Genomic DNA, 16,538 nt, shown 5'->3' on the forward strand with positions numbered 1-16,538 from the left:
CATGATCGTGCGTGATCGGCCCTCGGGCTGGCGTTTGTTTCTGATCCTGCGCGGGTCCATCCTCAAGCAGATCCGCTGGGTCTTGCTGGCCAACATCCTGGTGGCCACGGCCGTGACCTGCCTGCATGGCGATGTGTTCGAACACAAGGTCACGCTGACGACCACCCCCTTCACGTTGATTGGCCTGCCGCTGGCCATCTTCCTGGGCTTTCGCAACACGGCCTCGTACGACCGCTATTGGGAGGCGCGCAAGCGCTGGGGCGAAATCCTGCTGCTCAGCCGCAATCTGGCGCGGCAGTGCCTGACCCTGATCGCTGGCCCGCAGCCGGTGCCGCATGGTGCCGGGCAGGCGGACGTGCGCGTGCGCATGGTGCGGCGTTGCATCGCCTATGCCTACGCACTCAAGCACCAGTTGCGCGGCACGCCCGATGCCGACGACGTGCGACGCTGGGTCGAGCCCGAGGAGTTCTCGGGCCTGGACGGGCAGCGTTGCCGGCATGCAGCCTTGATGCTGAACATGGGCCGTGATCTGCAGGGTGCGCGCGAAGCTGGTGCAGTGGACCCCATCCTCACCGCCCGCATCGACGACACCTTGTCCGCCCTGATGGGCGTGGCGACGGCCTGTGAGCGCATCAAGAACACGCCGCTGCCTTTTTCCTACACCTTGCTGCTGCACCGGACAGCGTACTTGTACTGTTTCCTCTTGCCCTTTGGGCTGGTGGACACCATCGGCTACCTGACGCCCTTTGTCGTCGGGATCGTGGCCTACACCTTCTTCGGGCTCGATGCCCTGGGCGATGAGATCGAAGAGCCTTTCGGGCTTCAGGACAACGACCTGGCACTCGATGCCATCTGCCAGACCATCGAGGTCAATCTGCGGCAGGCATTGGGCGAGCCGGCATCGGGCCTGCCGCAGACCATGCAGCCGATTGACTACTGCTTGATGTAGACATGCGACCGTGGGCTTGGTTTTTGCATACACTTTTGCCCTTACCAATCGCACTGGAGTTGTTCATGTCGATGATGAAGCGCCGCACCATTCTGGGTGCCCTGTCCCTGTCCGCCGTGATGATGGGTGTGTCGTCGCCGGTCTGGGCTGATGCCAAGATCAAGGTGGCCGGTATCTACACCGTGCCCGTCGAGCAGCAGTGGGTTTCCCGCATTCACAAGGCCCTGATGGCCGCCAAGGCCCGCGGTGAAATCGATTACGTGTTCTCTGAAAACGTGGCCAACGCCGACTACGAGCGCGTGATGCGCCAGTACTCCGAGCAAGGCAACAACCTGGTGGTCGGTGAAGCCTTCGCTGTCGAAGCCGCTGCCCGCAAGGTCGCCAAGGATTACCCGAAAGTCGCCTACCTGATGGGTTCGTCGGGCAAGCCGCAGGCGCCCAACTTCTCGGTGTTCGACAACTACATCCAGGAGCCGTCCTACCTGACCGGCATGATTGCCGGCGGCATGACCAAGTCGAACCTGATCGGCATGGTCGGTGGCTACCCCATCCCCGAAGTGAACCGCCTGATGCACGCTTTCATGGCGGGCGCCAAGGAAGTCAACCCGAAGGTGAAGTTCAGCATCACCTTCATCGGTTCGTGGTTTGACCCACCGAAGGCCAAGGAAGCCGCCTTTGCCATGATCGACAAGGGCGCCGACATCCTCTATGCCGAGCGCTTCGGTGTGAGCGATGCCGCCAAGGAAAAGGGCAAGCTGGCCATCGGCAACGTGATCAACACCCAGGACAAGTACCCCGAGACGGTGGTGGCTTCGGCGTTGTGGAACATGGAGCCGACCGTCGACACCGCCATCAAGGCCGTGAAGGCTGGCAAGTTCAAGGCCGAGGACTATGGTCAGTATTCGCTGATGAAGTTCAAGGGCTCCGAACTGGCGCCGCTGGGTTCTTTCGAGAAGAAGGTGCCGGCTGCCCTGATGGCCAAGGTCAAGGCCAAGGATGAAGCCATCCGTGCCGGCAAGTTCACGGTGCAGGTGATCGAGTCCGAACCCAAGTCGAACTGACCGACCTGTCTGTTCAAGCAGACCACGACGCCATGACAGACGTTTCCAGCCAGCCCGTCTTGCGGCTGGCCCACATCACCAAGCGATTCGGGTCGCTGGTGGCCAACGACGACATCTCGCTGAGCCTGGGGCGCGGCGAGGTGCTGGCCTTGCTGGGCGAAAACGGGGCGGGCAAGAGCACGCTGGTCTCGATCCTCTTCGGACACTATGTGGCCGATGAGGGCGAGATCGAGGTGTTCGGTGAGCCCTTGCCGCCTGGTCAGCCCAAGGCGGCCTTGGCCGCCGGCATCGGCATGGTCCACCAGCACTTCACGCTGGCCGACAACCTGAGCGTGCTCGACAACCTCATGATGGGGACCGAGCCGCTGTTTCAGCCTTTCTCCCGCCAGCGTGCGGCGCGGGACAAGGTGCGGGAAACAGCCCAGCGCTTCGGCCTGATGGTGGACACCGAGGCCCGTGTGGCCGACCTGTCGGTGGGGGAGCGTCAGCGCGTCGAGATCCTCAAGGCCCTGGTGCGGGGTGCGCGCATCCTGATCCTCGATGAGCCCACGGCGGTGCTGACACCGCAGGAAAGCGAGTCGTTGTTTGCCACCTTGCGTGAGCTGGTGGCCCAGGGCCTGTCCATCATTTTCATCAGCCACAAGCTCGACGAGGTGCTGCGGGTGTCGCACCAGATTGCGGTGCTGCGTGCCGGCAAGTTGGTGGCCACGCGCCCGGCCGAAGGCACGAGCAAGGCCGAACTGGCCGAGCTGATGGTGGGCCGCAGTGTGGCGATGCCCCAGCGTGAAAGCCGGCCTGCCGGTGCTGTGGTGCTGTCGGTGCAAGGCCTGCGGGTGGATGCCGCATCAGGCGGCAAGCCGCTGCTCGATGGGGTGGGCCTGACCATCCGCGCCGGCGAAATCCTTGGCATCGCCGGGGTGTCGGGCAACGGGCAGGTGCCCCTGGCCCACGTGCTGTCCGGGCTGCAGCCCGCCGATGCGGGCGTGATCGAGGTGGCGGGGGCGCGCATGAAGGATGCGCCTCGCCAGTGGGTGGATGCTGGGGTGGCCCGCATCCCCGAAGACCGCCATGCGCTGGGGGTCGTCGGTGATCTGCCAGTGTGGGAAAACGCGGTGACCGAGCACATCCGCTCCAGCAGCCTGTCGCGGTGGGGTTGGATCAAGCGCGGTGCGGCCAAGAAGCAGGCCCAGTCGCTGGTCAAGCGCTTTGATGTGCGCCTGAGTGGCATCGATGCCGCAGCCCGCTCCTTGTCCGGCGGCAACATGCAAAAGCTCATTGTGGGGCGAGCCTTGTCGGTGCGGCAGACACCCGGTCGTGAAGACGACCAGACGCCACCGGTGCTGATCGTGGCGGCCCAGCCCACCTGGGGCCTGGACATCGGAGCGGTGGCCTATGTGCACCGCTGCCTGCTTGAAGCGTGCGAGCAGGGCAGTGCGGTCTTGCTGATTTCGGAAGACCTGGATGAATTGTTTGCGCTGTCTGACCGGATCGCCGTGATGCACCACGGCCATCTGGGTGAAGCGCGGGCGACTGCAGACTGGACGCTGGCCGACATTGGTCTGGCGATGGCCGGCAGCCGCCATCAGGAGAATGCCCATGCGGCTTGAAGCCCGTCCCCAGGTGTCACGGGGGTGGTTGGTCTCGGCACCCTTTGTGGCGGTGGCCGTGACCCTGTTGTTGACCGCCTTGTTGTTGAAGTGGGCTGGTGCCCCCGTCGGAGAGGCCTTCAGCCTGCTCGTGCAGGGGGCCTTTGGTACCCGCTTCGCCTTGAGCGAAACCCTGACCCGTGCCACCCCTCTGATCCTCACCGGCCTTGCTGCGGCGGTGGCTTTCCGGGCGCGTCTCTTCAACATCGGGGCTGAGGGGCAGTTGTATCTGGGCGCCTTGGCCGCCGTGGCGGTGGGCGGGCAGCACCCCGAAGGGCTGTGGGCGCCGCTGGCCCAGTTGCCGTTGCCGGTCCTGCAGGCCGTCATGGTGGGCGCTGCGGCGCTGGCCGGTGCCGTGTGGCTGCTGTTGCCGGCCTTGCTCAAGTCGCGGCTGGGGGTGGACGAAGTGGTCACCACCTTGCTGCTCAATTTTGTGGCGCTGCTGCTGGTGTCCATGCTGCTGGATGGCGTCATGAAAGACCCGATGGCCATGGGTTGGCCACAAAGCGTGGCCTTGCAACCCGAGCTGGAATACGGCCGCTTGCTGGAGCGCACTCGCCTGCACAATGGCCTGCTCTGGGCCATCGGCTTGGCGGTGCTGCTGTGGGTGGTGGACCGCTACACCACGCTGGGCCTGGCCATGCGTGCGGTGGGGGCCAACAAGGAGGCCGCTGCTTTTGCGGGCCTGCCGGTGCAGCGCACGGTCATCATCGTGGCCTTGATCTCGGGGGCTCTGGCCGGTCTGGCCGGGGTGGGTGAAGTGGCCGGGCGCACCAGCTACGTCACGCTCGACATGTCTCCGGGCTATGGCTATGCCGGCATCGTGATTGCCATGCTGGCCGGCTTGCACCCGCTGGGGGTGGTGGCGGCAGCGGTGTTCGTCGCTGCCGTGCTGGTGGGGGCAGACAGCATGAGCCGCACGCTGGGTGTGCCCAATGTGCTGGCCGATGTGGTGGTGGCGCTGGCGCTGCTGAGCATCCTGGTGACGGCCCTGTTTGCGCGCTACCGCATCGTCTGGCGCCAGCATCATCAACGCGTGGGGGCCGCATGAACGAGTGGCTGGATCTCTTGAGTTCGGCACCGTTCTGGATTGCGGTGCTGCGGGTGGCGACGCCCCTCATTCTGGGCACGCTGGGTGTGCTGCTGTGCGAGCGTGCGGGGGTCTTGAACCTCGGCATCGAGGGCATCATGGTGGCCGGCGCTTTCACGGGCTGGCTCACGGTCTACCACGGCGGCGGCCTGTGGACGGGCGTGCTGGTGGCCTTGCTGGTAGGCGCTTTGTGCGGCCTGGTACACGCGGTGCTGACGGTCTGGCTGGGTTTGTCTCAGCACGTATCGGGCCTGGGCCTGACGATGCTGGCGACCAGCCTGTCCTACTACGGCTATCGGGTGAGCTTCCCCAAGGTCAGCAGCCCGCCGACCATCGAGCCTTTTGCGCCCATGTCCTTTCTGGCTGGTGTGCCCGTGGTTGGCCCGGTGCTGGGCGAGCAGACGGCGTTGACCGCCTTGGCGCTGGTGCTGGTGCCGGTGCTGATCTATGTGCTGTACCGCACCCCACTGGGCTTGGCCGTGCGCATGGTCGGCGAGAGCCCCAAGGCCGTCGAAGGTCAGGGCGTCAGCGTCATGGCGGTGCGAACCGGCGCGGTGATGGCGGGCTCGGCCCTCATGGGCCTGGCTGGGGCATTCCTCACGCTGTCGGCCTTCAACGCTTTCTTCTTCAACATGGTCAACGGCCGTGGCTGGATCTGTGTGGCCCTGGTGGTGTTTGCCAGCTGGCGGCCGGGCAAGGCGCTGCTCGGCGCCCTGTTGTTTGCTGCCTTTGATGCCCTGCAGTTACGGCTGCAGCAAGGCGGTGTCGGCATCGCCGGCGTGGCGCTGCCCTATCAGGTCTATCTGATGCTGCCTTATCTGCTGTCGATCATGGCGCTGGTCGTGATGGCCCGCAAGGCGGCGTACCCGCAGGCCCTGATGCAACCTTATCGCCCAGGCGAACGCTGAGTCTGGCGTGTCAGCAAGGCGTCGAACTCGGCAGCGGGGACGGCCTTGCTGAACAGGAAGCCCTGGTATTCCTGGCAGCGGCGGTCCTGCAGCCAGCGCAGCTGATCCTCTGTTTCGACGCCTTCTGCGACCACGTCCATCTGCAGCATCCGGCACATGGTGATGATCAGGTCGGCAATGGGCATGGCCGTGTCGAGCGCCTGGATGAAGCTGCGGTCGATCTTCAGACAGTTGATGGGATACAACTGCAGATAGGCCAGGTTGGAGTAGCCTGTGCCGAAGTCGTCAATGGCCAGTCGAAAGCCCATCTCGCACAGCGCATGCAGGGTGTTGATGGTGCCCTCATCGTGGCCCAGCAGAACCGACTCGGTGATCTCCAGCTCGATGAGCTGTGGGTTGCAGCCCGTCTTGCGCACGGTGGCGTCGATACTGCGCAGCAGATCCGGGTCACCAAACTGCTTGGGTGACAGGTTCACCGACACCCGCAGCGGGTAGCCCCGGTGTGCCCAGCGTACTTGCTGACGGGCCGCTTGCTCCAGCACCAGGGCGCCGAGGGCGTGGATCAGCCCTGCTTCTTCGCACAGACCGATGAACTCACCCGGCATGATCAGCCCGCGTCGGGGGTGGTGCCAACGGACCAGGGCTTCCGCGCCAATGATCACCTCGGTGTCGACATTCAGCCTGGGTTGGTAATAGAGCTCAAACTGGCCATTCGCCAAGGCATCGCGCAACTCCTGCTCCAGGGCCAGTCGACCCTGGGCACGCGTCTGCAGGTCGGCCGTGAAATAGGCCATGCGGTTGCGGCCCTGTTCTTTGGCGCGGTACATCGCCATGTCGGCGTGTCGCATCAGGTCGTCCAGGGTATCGCCATCGTCTGGAAAGAGGCAAACGCCCAGTGAAGGGCTGACGCGAACCTCGGTGGTGCCCAGCACCAAGGGGCGCCCCATGGTGGTCAGGATGCGCTGGCCCAGGGCATCGACGTAGTGGCTGATGTCAGGGGCCACGGCGAGCACCAGGAATTCGTCTCCGCCCAGTCGGGCAACCATGTCGGTGACCCGCACAACGGCATGAAGGCGCTGGGCCATGGTCACCAGCAGCTGATCGCCGGCCGCGTGGCCCAGCGAATCGTTGATGTGCTTGAAACGGTCCAGATCAATGAAGATCAGGGCTGCCTGCTGACCGTCCCGGCGGGCTTCGTCCAGCTTTTGTGCGAAGCCCTGGTGCACGAAGTGGCGGTTGGCCAGGCCGGTGAGCGTGTCGTGGTGCGCCAGATAGTGTGCCCGGGCTTCCGTGCGCTTGAGTTCGGTGACGTCCACCTCGGTGACAAGACAAGCCGATGCACCCGAGACGGGATCGCGGCACAGCCGTGCTGTCACTTCATGCCAGCGTTCGCCACGGGCGGTTTGAATCAGGGCAATCAGCCGGGCCTGGCCGTGTCGCACCAGGGTGCGCAGGATGCTGCGGTAGTCGGCCAGTTTGACAAAGCTGTGGCGGATGCCGGCGTCCACATCGTCCACGGCATCGCGTGCGGCGGCATTGCGGTAGAGCGCGCGGCCTGCCCGGTTGTACAGTGTGATCATCACCGAGGTGTGAACCAGTGCTTCCAGGCTGCGCAGGGTTTCCGGGTCGCCATGGTGGTCGCTCAGTGCCTCGCAGAACATGGCCATGCGTCCATCTGCCAGCCGCAGTCCGCTGAAGACAACATTGAGCGAGCGCGGCTGCCCCTTGGGGTAGAGCGTCCAGGTTTCCAGAAACTGGGCGTTGTGCCGGATGAAGTCCTGGCGGTACTGCTCCAGCCGGTGGGCGACCGCGGGCGACATGTCGGCACCCATGTCCCGACCGCACAGATCGTCAAGCGAACGGGCTTGCCACACATCGAGTGCAGCCGGGTTGGCCCAGATCACCCGACGGTGGTCGATGTCGAACACCCACGCAGGGGTTCTCAGCCGGTTGAGCTCGGCAAGGCGGGAAGATAGATCGGCGAGGTCGGTCACCCCGACATTATCGGAGGGCGTTACGTGTCCTTGAGTTGCAAAGGGCGACCGATCCGTGACCGATGTCAGCTCAAGGCGATGTCTGACGACTGGATGCGCTTGACGCCCTTGGCGGCCATGGTCTTCCAGGCAGCGGCCAGCGAGCCGTTGAGGTCGATACCGCGAGCGGCGTCTTCGATCACGTAGACCTCGAAGCCGGCCTTGCGGGCATCGAGCGCAGTCCAGGCCACGCAGAAGTCGGTGGCCAAGCCGGTGACGAACACCTTCTTGATGCCGCGCTCTTTCAGGTAGCCGCCCAGACCAGTGAGCGTCTTGCGGTCGGCTTCTTCAAACGCAGAGTAGCTGTCCACGTGCTCGTGGAAGCCCTTGCGGATGATGACCTGTGCCTTCGGGATGCTCAGGTCCTTCACGAGCTGGGCGTCTTCGGTGCCCTGCACGCAGTGGTCAGGCCACAGCACCTGGGTGCCATAGGACAGTTTGGTGGTCTCGAAGGGCTTCTTGCCAGGGTAGGAGCTGGCAAAGGAGGCATGGCCGGGCGTGTGCCAGTCTTGCGTGATCACGACGTTGTCAAAGGCTGCCGCGATCTTGTTGATCACGGGCACCACTTCCTCGCCTTTGGGAACGGGCAGGGTGCCGCCTGTGACGAAGCAGTTCTGCACATCGACGACGATGAGTGCAGATTGGGCATCGGGCTTGATCAGGCTGGCAGCCCGGGCACTCAGCGGCACACCGACAGCGCCGAGCAGGGCCGCACCAGACAGGGATTTCAGGAAGTGGCGACGATCAGCTTGGGACATGTACAAACTCCAGAACTACAGACAGAGTTTGTCCGGTTATGCAAGGATCGCGCCGGCCCACCTGCCCCTTTTCAGTGCCGGCGTCGCCGGGCCGCACCGGCCATAGCCAGTGTCAGCAGGGCGAGCATGCCGGCATCCAGCGAGCCGCCGCCACCACCACCGGAGGAGGAGGAGCTGGAGCCAGACGATGACGAACCCGACGAGGAGCTGTATGTGCTCGCTGCCGTGACCGCTGCCCCCGTATCCAGCATGCCGGCGCCACAGGTGCCGGTCGTGCAATAGCATTCGACCTCATTGGACGAACTCAATGACGAACAGGTGCTGATCCCCGCTGTGCCGCCCGATGTCGGATAACTGCGTGCGCTGCTGCCCAGCAGCGACTTGATCTGTGCTGGGGTCAGCGCGCTGTTCACCGAGAACATCAGCGCGGCCGTGGCGCTCACCATCGGTGCCGAGAAGCTGGTACCGACCGCATAGTCGGTCGCGTTTGTATAAGTCGAGCCGCCGCTGCTGTCGCTGACCGGGTCGGTGGTGCCGCTGTTAGTGGTCGACATGATCGTGTAGTCACAACTGCCCACCGAGTTGACACAATTGCCGCCGGGTGCGCTGATTGTGGCGCTTGAACCATAGTTGGAATACGCTGCCTTGGTGCCGACGTGACGCAGCGCGGTCACGGCGATCACCCCACTGCAGTTGGCCGGCGTGGCCAGCGAACTGGTGCCAGAGTTGCCTGCTGCGGCCACGATCACGGCGCCAGCCGAGGTGATCTGGGTGATGGCATCCTTGTACGCGGAGGTACAACTGCCGGTGCTGCCCAGACTGAGGTTGATGACCTTGGCGGGCGTGGTGTTGGTGGGCACCCCACTGACGCTGATGCCGGCTGCCCAGAGCATGGCGGCGATGATGTCGGAGTCATAGCCACCGCATTTGCCCAGGGCGCGCACCGGCAGGATCTTCACATTCCAGCCGATACCGGCTATGCCCAGGCTGTTGTTGGTGGCCGCGCCGATGATGCCCGACACCTGCGTGCCATGCCAGCTGCTCGACGCGGCGACAGCACACGGCTTGCCATCCACCGTGAAGTCGGCTGGATCAGCATCGATCTCGGCCTGTGTCAGGTAGTCGCCCAGGTCGGATGCATCGCTGCTGCGGCCCACCGAGTTGCCGGCCATCGCCGCGCTGGAGATCATGTTGTAGCCCGACAGCAGCTTGCCACTGAGGTCCGCATGATCGAAGCGCACGCCGGTGTCCACCACTGCCACGACCACGTCACTGCTGCCGTTGGTCAGCGCCCAGGCTGTGGGGGCGTTGATGGCCGATACCAGGGTGCTGTCCGATGCATGGGCATACCACTGCCCAGCCGTGGGGTAAGGCGAGACCTGGCCCGTGCCGTACAGGGTGTCATCGGGTGTGGAGGTGGTGCTGATGCGCTGACGCTGGTCAACGACCGCATATTCGACATCGGCATCGGCAGCCAGCTTGCTGGCCAGCGTCGCCGAGCTCATGCCCGTGGCGGTGGCGACCTGCAGGCGGGGGCCGATCTGACGGCCATCTTTCACGGTCAGCCCCTGACGCTTGCCCAGTGCCTGCATGCGGTGGGCCGTGCTGGTGGTGCTGCTCGTGCTGGCTACCGTGGCATTGCTGCTGCTGTCTTGCAGCAGGGTCGAGCTGGACTTCAGCTTGACGATGACGCGTGCCGTCGTGGTGGTGTCGGCCTGCGCGGCTTGCTGGGTCAGCATGGCTACCAGTAGAAGCGGGGCCAGGCGTGCAGCACGCCAGGAGCGGTTCAGGTCAATCATGGCTGGCGGACAGGGCGAGGGCGCGAGGCGCGTTGATCGGGGTTGGCGTCTGTCAGTCCGGGTGTGCTCAGCAGCTTGCCGGCTTGCTGTTGGCAGCTGCTGTGTGTCGTGGCCTGCAGGGTGAGGCGCCACCATTGGGGGCCTGCAGCGACCGGTGCCTGGGCCAGGCTCAAGCCCTGGGTTTTCAGGTAGTCGGACAAGGCGTTGGCCTGCCAGTCACTGCGCTGTGTACGAACGAGCCAGCGGCAGACATCTGGGTTGCCAGCACTGCTGGCAGGCTCAGAGGCATTCGCACACGCTCCCACAGCCAGCACCAGACAGGAGCCAGCCACGTATCGTCCGATCAGGGATTGCAGGCGAGTTGAGAACAAGAGACGCAACATGGATGCAGACATTGTCCATTGTTGGTACCCACTGTTGCCGGTTTGTTGCTGCAGGTGCGAAAAAGGCCACACTGTGGTGGCCTTTTACATCTCGGTACCGGTGTGGTTCAGTCCTTGAACTCTGGTGTCTGCTTGCTCATGCTGGCCATCATGGCCGTCATCAGGTCGCTGGACATCAGCATCGCTGCATTCCAGGTGGCGATGTAGTTCAGGCTGTCGGCCACAGAGTGATCGCGGGCATAGGTGATCATTTCCTTGGTGCCGCGGATGGACAGGGGCGACTTGGCGGCGATGGTGGCCGCGATCTCGCGCACACCGGCTTGCAGCGCTTCACGGCTGTCGTACACGCGGTTGACGATGCCCAGTTCCTTGGCTTCGGCGGCCTCGACGCGGCGGCCCGTGTAGGCCAGTTCGCGCACCACGCCTTCGGCGATCAGCTTGGGCAGGCGCTGCAGTGTGCCCACATCGGCGGTCATGCCGATGTCGATCTCCTTGATGGAGAAGTAGGCGTCAGCCGAGCAGTAGCGCATGTCGGTGCAGCAGATCAGGTCGATGCCGCCGCCCACGCAGGCGCCATGGATGGCAGCGAGCACCGGCTTGCGGCAGCGTTCGATGCTGGTGAGGGTGTCCTGCAGGTCGAGGATGACGCGGCGCAGGCTTTCACGCATGCGGCCATCGCAGTCGTTCTTGATCTGGCCTTGCAGGCCCATCATCATCTGCAGGTCGATGCCCGAGGTGAAGTGCTTGCCTTCGCCTTCAAGGATGGCGACGCGCGCCTCCGGGGTTTCATCCACCCACTGCATGGCGCGGCGGATGTCGTGCCACATCGCCAGGTTCATGGCGTTGGCCTTGTCCGGACGATTCAGACGGATGGTGGCGATGTGTTGGTCGAGCGAGATCTGGATGGTTTCGAGGTTCATCGTGATTCCTCAGGCGGGCTTGTTGCCCTTGTAGGCAGGCAGGAAAGCAGCCAGGCGGGTGGCCATCTCGGCACCGAGAGCCTGCAGGCCGCTCATGGGGCGCACCATGACTTCGAAATCGACGATGCGACCGGCTTCGTCGAACTGGATCATGTCGATGCCCTTGAGCGACTTGTCGCCCACATCGGCGCTGAACTCCAGCACCACGCTCAGGCCATCTGGCGAGGCCAGCTGGCGGTGGTATTCGAAGTGGGTGAACACCTGCATGACGGTGGTCAGGATCAGCTGGACGGCCTCGGCGCTCACATACGGCTTGTAGGCCATGGGCGAGCGGAACACGGCTTCGTCCGCCAGGATGGCGCGCAGGCCGCTCATGTCCTTGCGGGCCACCATGTCATGCCACTGGTCCAGCGAGGCCGCCGCAGCGGCATGCAGTCGGGTATCGAGCGGGTGTGTCATGGTGGTCTCCGTTGGCTGGATCAGAGGGCGGCAGCGACTTCGGTGCCTTGCTTGATGGCGCGCTTGGCGTCGAGTTCGGCGGCCACGTCGGCACCACCGATCAGCGTGACCTTCTGGCCAGCGGCTTCGAGGCCGGCCTGCAGTTCACGGAAGGGCTCCTGGCCCGCACAGATCACCACATTGTCGACGGGCAGGGTGATGTCCTTGCCACCGACGGTGATGTGCAGACCGGCATCGTCGATCTTGTTGTACGACGCGCCTGCGATCATCTCGACGTTGCGGTTCTTCAGCGAGGTGCGGTGGATCCAGCCGGTGGTCTTGCCCAGGCCGTCACCCACCTTGCTGGCCTTGCGCTGCAGCAGGTAGATCTGGCGCGGGGGCTTGGGCAGATGCGGGGCCTTCACGCCACCGCGCTCGGCGTAGGCCGAATCAATGCCCCACTCTTCGTTGAACTTGTCGAGGTTCAGCGAGGGGCTTTCGCCTTCGTGCGTCAGGTATTCCGACACGTCGAAGCCGATGCCACCCGCACCGATCACGGCCACGCGCTGGCCCACGGGCTTCTTGTCGCGCAGCACGTCGAGGTAGCTCAGCACCTTCGGGTGGTCCACGCCGTCGATGGCCGGGGTGCGCGGGGTCACGCCGGTGGCGAGGAGGATCTCGTCAAAGCCACCCTTGACCAGGTCGTCAGCCGACACGCGGGTGTTGAACTGGGTCTTCACGCCGGCGGCCTGGAGCTCGTTGCGGAAGTAGCGCAGCGTTTCGTAGAACTCTTCCTTGCCGGGGATCTGCTTGGCGATGTTGAACTGACCGCCGACATCGGGGCCGGCTTCGAACAGGGTCACATCCAGACCGCGGCGGGCCGCTGTGGTGGCGGCTGCCAGACCGGCCGGGCCGGCACCGACGACGGCCACACGCTTGGTCGACGTGGCAGGCGCGATGGTCAGGATGGTCTCGTGGCAGGCGCGGGGGTTGACCAGGCAGGACGTGATCTTGCCGCTGAAGGTGTGGTCCAGGCAGGCCTGGTTGCAGCCGATGCAGGTGTTGATGCGATCGGCCTGGCCGGCGGCGGCCTTGTTCACGAACTCGGGGTCGGCCAGCATGGGGCGGGCCATGGAGACCATGTCGGCGCAGCCATCGGCCAGGATCTGTTCGCCCACTTCCGGGGTGTTGATGCGGTTGGTCGTGATCAGCGGGATCTGGACCTGGCCCTTCATCTTCTTGGTCACCCAGGCGAAAGCACCGCGCGGCACGCTGGTGGCAATCGTCGGGATGCGGGCTTCGTGCCAGCCGATGCCGGTGTTGATGATGGTGGCGCCAGCAGCTTCAATGGCCTTGGCCAGTTGCACCACTTCAGCGAAGTCGGAGCCGCCGTCCACCAGGTCCAGCATGGACAGGCGGTAGATGATGATGAAGTTCGTGCCGACGCGTTCACGCACGCGCTTGACGATCTCCACCGGGAAGCGCATGCGGTTGTCGTAAGAGCCGCCCCACTCGTCGGTGCGGTGGTTGGTGCGGGCCGCGATGAATTCGTTGATCAGGTAGCCCTCGGAGCCCATGATCTCGACGCCGTCGTAGCCGGCCTTCTGGGCCATGGCAGCGCAGTGTGCATAGTCTTCGACGGTTTGCCAGACTTCTTCGGTGCTCAGCTCGCGCGGGGTGGCCGGCGAGATCGGCGCGCGGATGGCGCTGGGAGCGACCAGGCCGGGATGGTAGGCGTAGCGGCCAAAGTGCAGGATCTGCATGGCGATCTTGCCGCCGGCTTCGTGCACGGCATCGGTCACCACCTTGTGCTTGGCGGCTTCTTCTTCGCTGGCCATGCGGGCGCCACCGGGGTAGGGGCGGCCATCGTCGTTCGGGGCAATGCCGCCGGTCACGATGAGGCCCACGCCACCGCGGGCGCGTTCGGCGTAGAAGGCGGCCATGCGTTCGAAGCCGTCCTTGGCCTCTTCGAGGCCGACGTGCATCGAGCCCATCAGGACACGGTTGCGCAGGGTGGTGAAACCAAGGTCAAGCGGTTGAAGCAGGTGGGGGTATGCGGTCATGGGGGCGTCCTGTATATCGGGCGTGGAGAAATCAGCGGGGCAGGCCTGTTGCCAGGCACTATGCAACCAGTTGCAGGAATGTAGTCGAGTCGATTCGTTTATGCAACTGGTTGCATACCTAGGTGGCGCCACGTAGACTCGCGCACATGTCACTTTCCCACGCCCTGCTGACTTCGCTGCTCGAAAAATCCTCGTCTGGCTACGAGCTGGCTCGGCGTTTCGACAAGTCCATCGGGTTTTTCTGGCACGCCACCCACCAGCAGATCTACCGCGAGCTGGCTCGCATGGAGAAAGATGGCTGGATCAGCTCCAGCGAAGCACCGGACGGGGGCAAGACCCGCAAGCGCATCTACGAAGTCTGTGATGCGGGCCAAGTGGCCCTGCGTGAATGGGTGACCACGCCGTGTGACCCGTCCGTCATGCGCGACGAGCTCATGGTGCGCCTGCGTGCCGATGCGGTCATCGGCCCTCTGGGCCTGGACAAGGAAATCGAGCGCCGTCTGGCCCTGCACGAACTGAAGCTGCAGGCCTATCGCGCCATCGAGCAGCGTGATTTCCCGACGCAGAAGCTGCTCACACGCGAGGCCGAAATCCAGCACCTCATCCTCAAGACCGGGATCATGGTCGAGGCGGGCTGGGCGCGCTGGTGCCGTGATGCCATCGAGGTGTTGCGTCGCACCGCTACACCAGACTGAGTTGAACGCACGACGCGCCAGGCACCGACGTCAACGCCGTGGCGGCGACGCCTGAGCTGTCGGCAGTGTCGCCAGGATGGTCAGCAAGCGGTTGATCTGCAGGGGCTTGACCAGATACTGGTTGAAGCCTGCCTGCAGGGCGCGGGCGATGTGGTCGGGCAGGGCATCGCCGCTGAGTGCGATCAGTGGCAGCTTCTTGAACGCCGGCATGCTGCGCAGCTTGCGGCACAGGTCCAGTCCACTGCCATCTGGCAGGTTGATGTCCACCAGCGCCACATCGGGCTGCATGGCTTCGATGGCAGCCAGCCCGTCGCTGGCCGTTTCTGCCGACTGCAGCCGCACATGGGGGTAAGTGGCAAACAGGGCTTCGACCAGACTGCGGTTGAGCGGGTTGTCTTCGATGTGGACGATGCGCAATGGCGGCAACATGACCATGGGCTCTGCAGCCTTGGCCGGGGGCTGTCCGACATGGGTGGCCTCTTCGGCCAGTGGCAGCTTCAGCGAAAAAGTGCAGCCTTCGCCCAGGGTGCTGCGCACCTCGATGCGGCCGGTCATCAGCGCAGCCATGCGCTGGGCGACGGCCAGGCTCAGACCCTGGCGTCCATCCGAGCGCGGTTGAGCCCGTTCGATCTGGGAAAAGGGCTGGAACAGCTTGGGTAGATCTGCGGGGTCGATGCTGCTGCCCTGATCCTGGATGTCGACGACACCACTGCGGTCTTCCGCCAGCTCGCGACCGCGAACCCAGACCGTTCCCCCATCCTGACTCGCGCAGATGGCGTTGTGCAGCAACTGCTCCAGGATGTTGCGGGTGGTCTGGGCGTCGGCCCACACCGTGTGCGGTTCGCAATCAACCACCACGGTCACGTGGCGGGCGCGGGCCAGCTCGTCTTGTGTGGCGCACACCTCGCGCAGCACGCGCACCATGCCCAGGCGTTGCGGGTGCAGGCTGACGGCCGGCTCATTGAGCTTGGCGTAGTCCAGGGCCTGGTCAAGCAGCCCGAGCAACTGGCGGCCGGCCGTGTGGATGTGGCCCAGCTGCTGCTGCAGCGCCGGGGGCAGGGCACTGGTGTCCTGCATGTCCAGCAACTGCGAAAACCCGAGGATGGCGTTCAGCGGAGAGCGCATCGCGTGGCCCATGCGCGCGAGGAAATCCGCCTTGGCGGCCAGCCCCAGTTCGGCTTGCAGTCGTCGGGTGTGCTCGGATTCGGCCAGGCGCGTGGCCCGTACATCGCGCAGGATCTCGACATAGCGTACCGGCTCGTTGTCGGCTTCCAGCACCGGGTGGATGGAGCGTCGCACCCAGATGGGCTCGCCATCCTTGCGGTGCTGGCAGATTTCCAGCTCTTCAATGGCCTCACCCTGCGCCAGGGTCTGGTTGATGCGGGTGATGAGGCTGGTCTCGGTATGGGGCCCGCTGAGCAGTTCCTCGGGTTGCTGGTCGAGGCTTTCGCCCAGCGAGAAGCCCGTCAGCCGACTGAAGGCGGGATTCACCCACCGTATGCAGCGGCGTGCATCGCAGATCATCACCGCATCGCTGACCCGGTCAGCCAGCAGGGCCAGATCCTGATTGGTGGTTTGTGCTCGCAGCAAGGCAGCTTCGAAGAGAACTTGAGCCATGGCGCAACCTCGACCTGATCACGGTGCGTGCTCACCCGGCCCCGGTGAGTGGAGGACAGCGACGGAAAGGGGATCGTCTCAAAACCCGAAGTCGATGTCCAGTTAACCAAGGGTAAGTGCCATGCCGGCATGTCACGCTGTTGGATGGGTAACAGGCACGGAACACACCGCAGACGCG

14 protein-coding genes are annotated in these 16,538 nt (G+C 64.5%); 6 read left to right on the forward strand and 8 right to left on the reverse strand.

The annotated features are described in order from the left end of the window. Position 1 precedes the first annotated feature (1 nt). The 5 genes from ACE3PH_RS01315 to ACE3PH_RS01335 all read left to right on the forward strand — a co-directional run bounded on the left by ACE3PH_RS01315 (position 2) and on the right by ACE3PH_RS01335 (position 5,654). Positions 2–949 carry a bestrophin family protein gene (locus tag ACE3PH_RS01315; RefSeq protein ID WP_374315706.1) on the forward strand — a complete coding sequence of 316 codons (948 nt, stop codon included), beginning with the start codon at positions 2–4 and terminating at the stop codon, positions 947–949. A gap of 119 nt (positions 950–1,068) precedes the next feature. Beyond that, complete coding sequence (locus ACE3PH_RS01320) at positions 1,069–2,010, forward strand: BMP family protein (protein ID WP_374316215.1); 942 nt, start codon at positions 1,069–1,071, stop codon at positions 2,008–2,010. Positions 2,011–2,042: 32 nt separating this feature from the next. After that, complete coding sequence (locus ACE3PH_RS01325) at positions 2,043–3,617, forward strand: ABC transporter ATP-binding protein (protein ID WP_374315708.1); 1,575 nt, start codon at positions 2,043–2,045, stop codon at positions 3,615–3,617. Continuing rightward, a complete protein-coding gene (locus tag ACE3PH_RS01330) occupies positions 3,607–4,707 on the forward strand; it encodes an ABC transporter permease (protein WP_374315711.1) in 1,101 nt (366 codons plus the stop codon). Before ACE3PH_RS01325 ends, ACE3PH_RS01330 begins: the two co-directional genes overlap by 11 nt. Then, entirely contained in the window at positions 4,704–5,654 is a 951-nt protein-coding gene (locus tag ACE3PH_RS01335) for an ABC transporter permease (protein ID WP_374315713.1), read from the forward strand. The genes ACE3PH_RS01330 and ACE3PH_RS01335 overlap by 4 nt, the downstream gene beginning before the upstream one ends. Here the strand turns inward: ACE3PH_RS01335 and ACE3PH_RS01340 are convergent. The 7 genes from ACE3PH_RS01340 to ACE3PH_RS01370 all read right to left on the reverse strand — a co-directional run bounded on the left by ACE3PH_RS01340 (position 5,633) and on the right by ACE3PH_RS01370 (position 14,048). Continuing rightward, positions 5,633–7,648 (reverse strand): putative bifunctional diguanylate cyclase/phosphodiesterase, encoded by a 2,016-nt coding sequence (locus tag ACE3PH_RS01340; RefSeq protein WP_374315715.1) that lies wholly within the window; start codon positions 7,646–7,648, stop codon positions 5,633–5,635. The two genes, ACE3PH_RS01335 and ACE3PH_RS01340, sit on opposite strands and share 22 nt — an antisense overlap. A 65-nt stretch (positions 7,649–7,713) precedes the next feature. Beyond that, the gene (pncA, locus tag ACE3PH_RS01345) at positions 7,714–8,445 is read right to left on the reverse strand and encodes a bifunctional nicotinamidase/pyrazinamidase (protein WP_374315717.1); all 732 of its coding nucleotides are present in this window, start codon (positions 8,443–8,445) and stop codon (positions 7,714–7,716) included. A gap of 71 nt (positions 8,446–8,516) precedes the next feature. Beyond that, positions 8,517–10,244, reverse strand: a complete 1,728-nt coding sequence (locus ACE3PH_RS01350) for a S8 family peptidase (RefSeq protein WP_374315719.1) — start codon at positions 10,242–10,244, stop codon at positions 8,517–8,519. Beyond that, positions 10,241–10,627, reverse strand: a complete 387-nt coding sequence (locus ACE3PH_RS01355) for a hypothetical protein (protein WP_374315721.1) — start codon at positions 10,625–10,627, stop codon at positions 10,241–10,243. The genes ACE3PH_RS01350 and ACE3PH_RS01355 overlap by 4 nt, the downstream gene beginning before the upstream one ends. Before the next feature lie 107 nt (positions 10,628–10,734). Beyond that, on the reverse strand, positions 10,735–11,547 hold the full coding sequence (locus ACE3PH_RS01360; protein WP_374315723.1) for a crotonase/enoyl-CoA hydratase family protein: 813 nt from the start codon (positions 11,545–11,547) through the stop codon (positions 10,735–10,737). A gap of 9 nt (positions 11,548–11,556) precedes the next feature. Then, positions 11,557–12,006, reverse strand: a complete 450-nt coding sequence (locus tag ACE3PH_RS01365) for a nuclear transport factor 2 family protein (protein WP_374315725.1) — start codon at positions 12,004–12,006, stop codon at positions 11,557–11,559. Between the two features lie 20 nt (positions 12,007–12,026). Continuing rightward, positions 12,027–14,048, reverse strand: a complete 2,022-nt coding sequence (locus tag ACE3PH_RS01370; RefSeq protein WP_374315727.1) for an FAD-dependent oxidoreductase — start codon at positions 14,046–14,048, stop codon at positions 12,027–12,029. A 146-nt stretch (positions 14,049–14,194) separates the two neighbouring features. Here ACE3PH_RS01370 and ACE3PH_RS01375 point away from each other — a divergent pair, with 146 nt between their 5' ends. Further along, positions 14,195–14,743: a PadR family transcriptional regulator gene (locus tag ACE3PH_RS01375; RefSeq protein WP_374315729.1), complete on the forward strand. Its 549-nt coding sequence runs from the start codon at positions 14,195–14,197 to the stop codon at positions 14,741–14,743. Between the two features lie 30 nt (positions 14,744–14,773). Here the strand turns inward: ACE3PH_RS01375 and ACE3PH_RS01380 are convergent, their stop codons facing one another. After that, the gene (locus ACE3PH_RS01380) at positions 14,774–16,360 is read right to left on the reverse strand and encodes a response regulator (RefSeq protein WP_374315731.1); all 1,587 of its coding nucleotides are present in this window, start codon (positions 16,358–16,360) and stop codon (positions 14,774–14,776) included. Between the last annotated feature and the right edge of the window lie 178 nt (positions 16,361–16,538).

The sequence above is a fragment of the Aquabacterium sp. genome (assembly GCF_041909175.1).
GTDB lineage: Bacteria > Pseudomonadota > Gammaproteobacteria > Burkholderiales > Burkholderiaceae_C > Aquabacterium.

What these genes read in the sequence shown, in the direction of transcription:
- ACE3PH_RS01350 (WP_374315719.1), bottom strand. Translation starts at nt 10,244, where the DNA reads ATGATTGACCTGAACCGCTCCTGGCGTGCTGCACGCCTGGCCCCGCTT.
- ACE3PH_RS01330 (WP_374315711.1), top strand. Translation starts at nt 3,607, where the DNA reads ATGCGGCTTGAAGCCCGTCCCCAGGTGTCACGGGGGTGGTTGGTCTCG.
- ACE3PH_RS01320 (WP_374316215.1), top strand. Translation starts at nt 1,069, where the DNA reads ATGATGGGTGTGTCGTCGCCGGTCTGGGCTGATGCCAAGATCAAGGTG.
- ACE3PH_RS01380 (WP_374315731.1), bottom strand. Translation starts at nt 16,360, where the DNA reads ATGGCTCAAGTTCTCTTCGAAGCTGCCTTGCTGCGAGCACAAACCACC.
- ACE3PH_RS01315 (WP_374315706.1), top strand. Translation starts at nt 2, where the DNA reads ATGATCGTGCGTGATCGGCCCTCGGGCTGGCGTTTGTTTCTGATCCTG.
- ACE3PH_RS01325 (WP_374315708.1), top strand. Translation starts at nt 2,043, where the DNA reads ATGACAGACGTTTCCAGCCAGCCCGTCTTGCGGCTGGCCCACATCACC.
- ACE3PH_RS01370 (WP_374315727.1), bottom strand. Translation starts at nt 14,048, where the DNA reads ATGACCGCATACCCCCACCTGCTTCAACCGCTTGACCTTGGTTTCACC.
- ACE3PH_RS01375 (WP_374315729.1), top strand. Translation starts at nt 14,195, where the DNA reads ATGTCACTTTCCCACGCCCTGCTGACTTCGCTGCTCGAAAAATCCTCG.
- ACE3PH_RS01355 (WP_374315721.1), bottom strand. Translation starts at nt 10,627, where the DNA reads ATGTTGCGTCTCTTGTTCTCAACTCGCCTGCAATCCCTGATCGGACGA.
- ACE3PH_RS01360 (WP_374315723.1), bottom strand. Translation starts at nt 11,547, where the DNA reads ATGAACCTCGAAACCATCCAGATCTCGCTCGACCAACACATCGCCACC.
- pncA (WP_374315717.1), bottom strand. Translation starts at nt 8,445, where the DNA reads ATGTCCCAAGCTGATCGTCGCCACTTCCTGAAATCCCTGTCTGGTGCG.
- ACE3PH_RS01365 (WP_374315725.1), bottom strand. Translation starts at nt 12,006, where the DNA reads ATGACACACCCGCTCGATACCCGACTGCATGCCGCTGCGGCGGCCTCG.
- ACE3PH_RS01335 (WP_374315713.1), top strand. Translation starts at nt 4,704, where the DNA reads ATGAACGAGTGGCTGGATCTCTTGAGTTCGGCACCGTTCTGGATTGCG.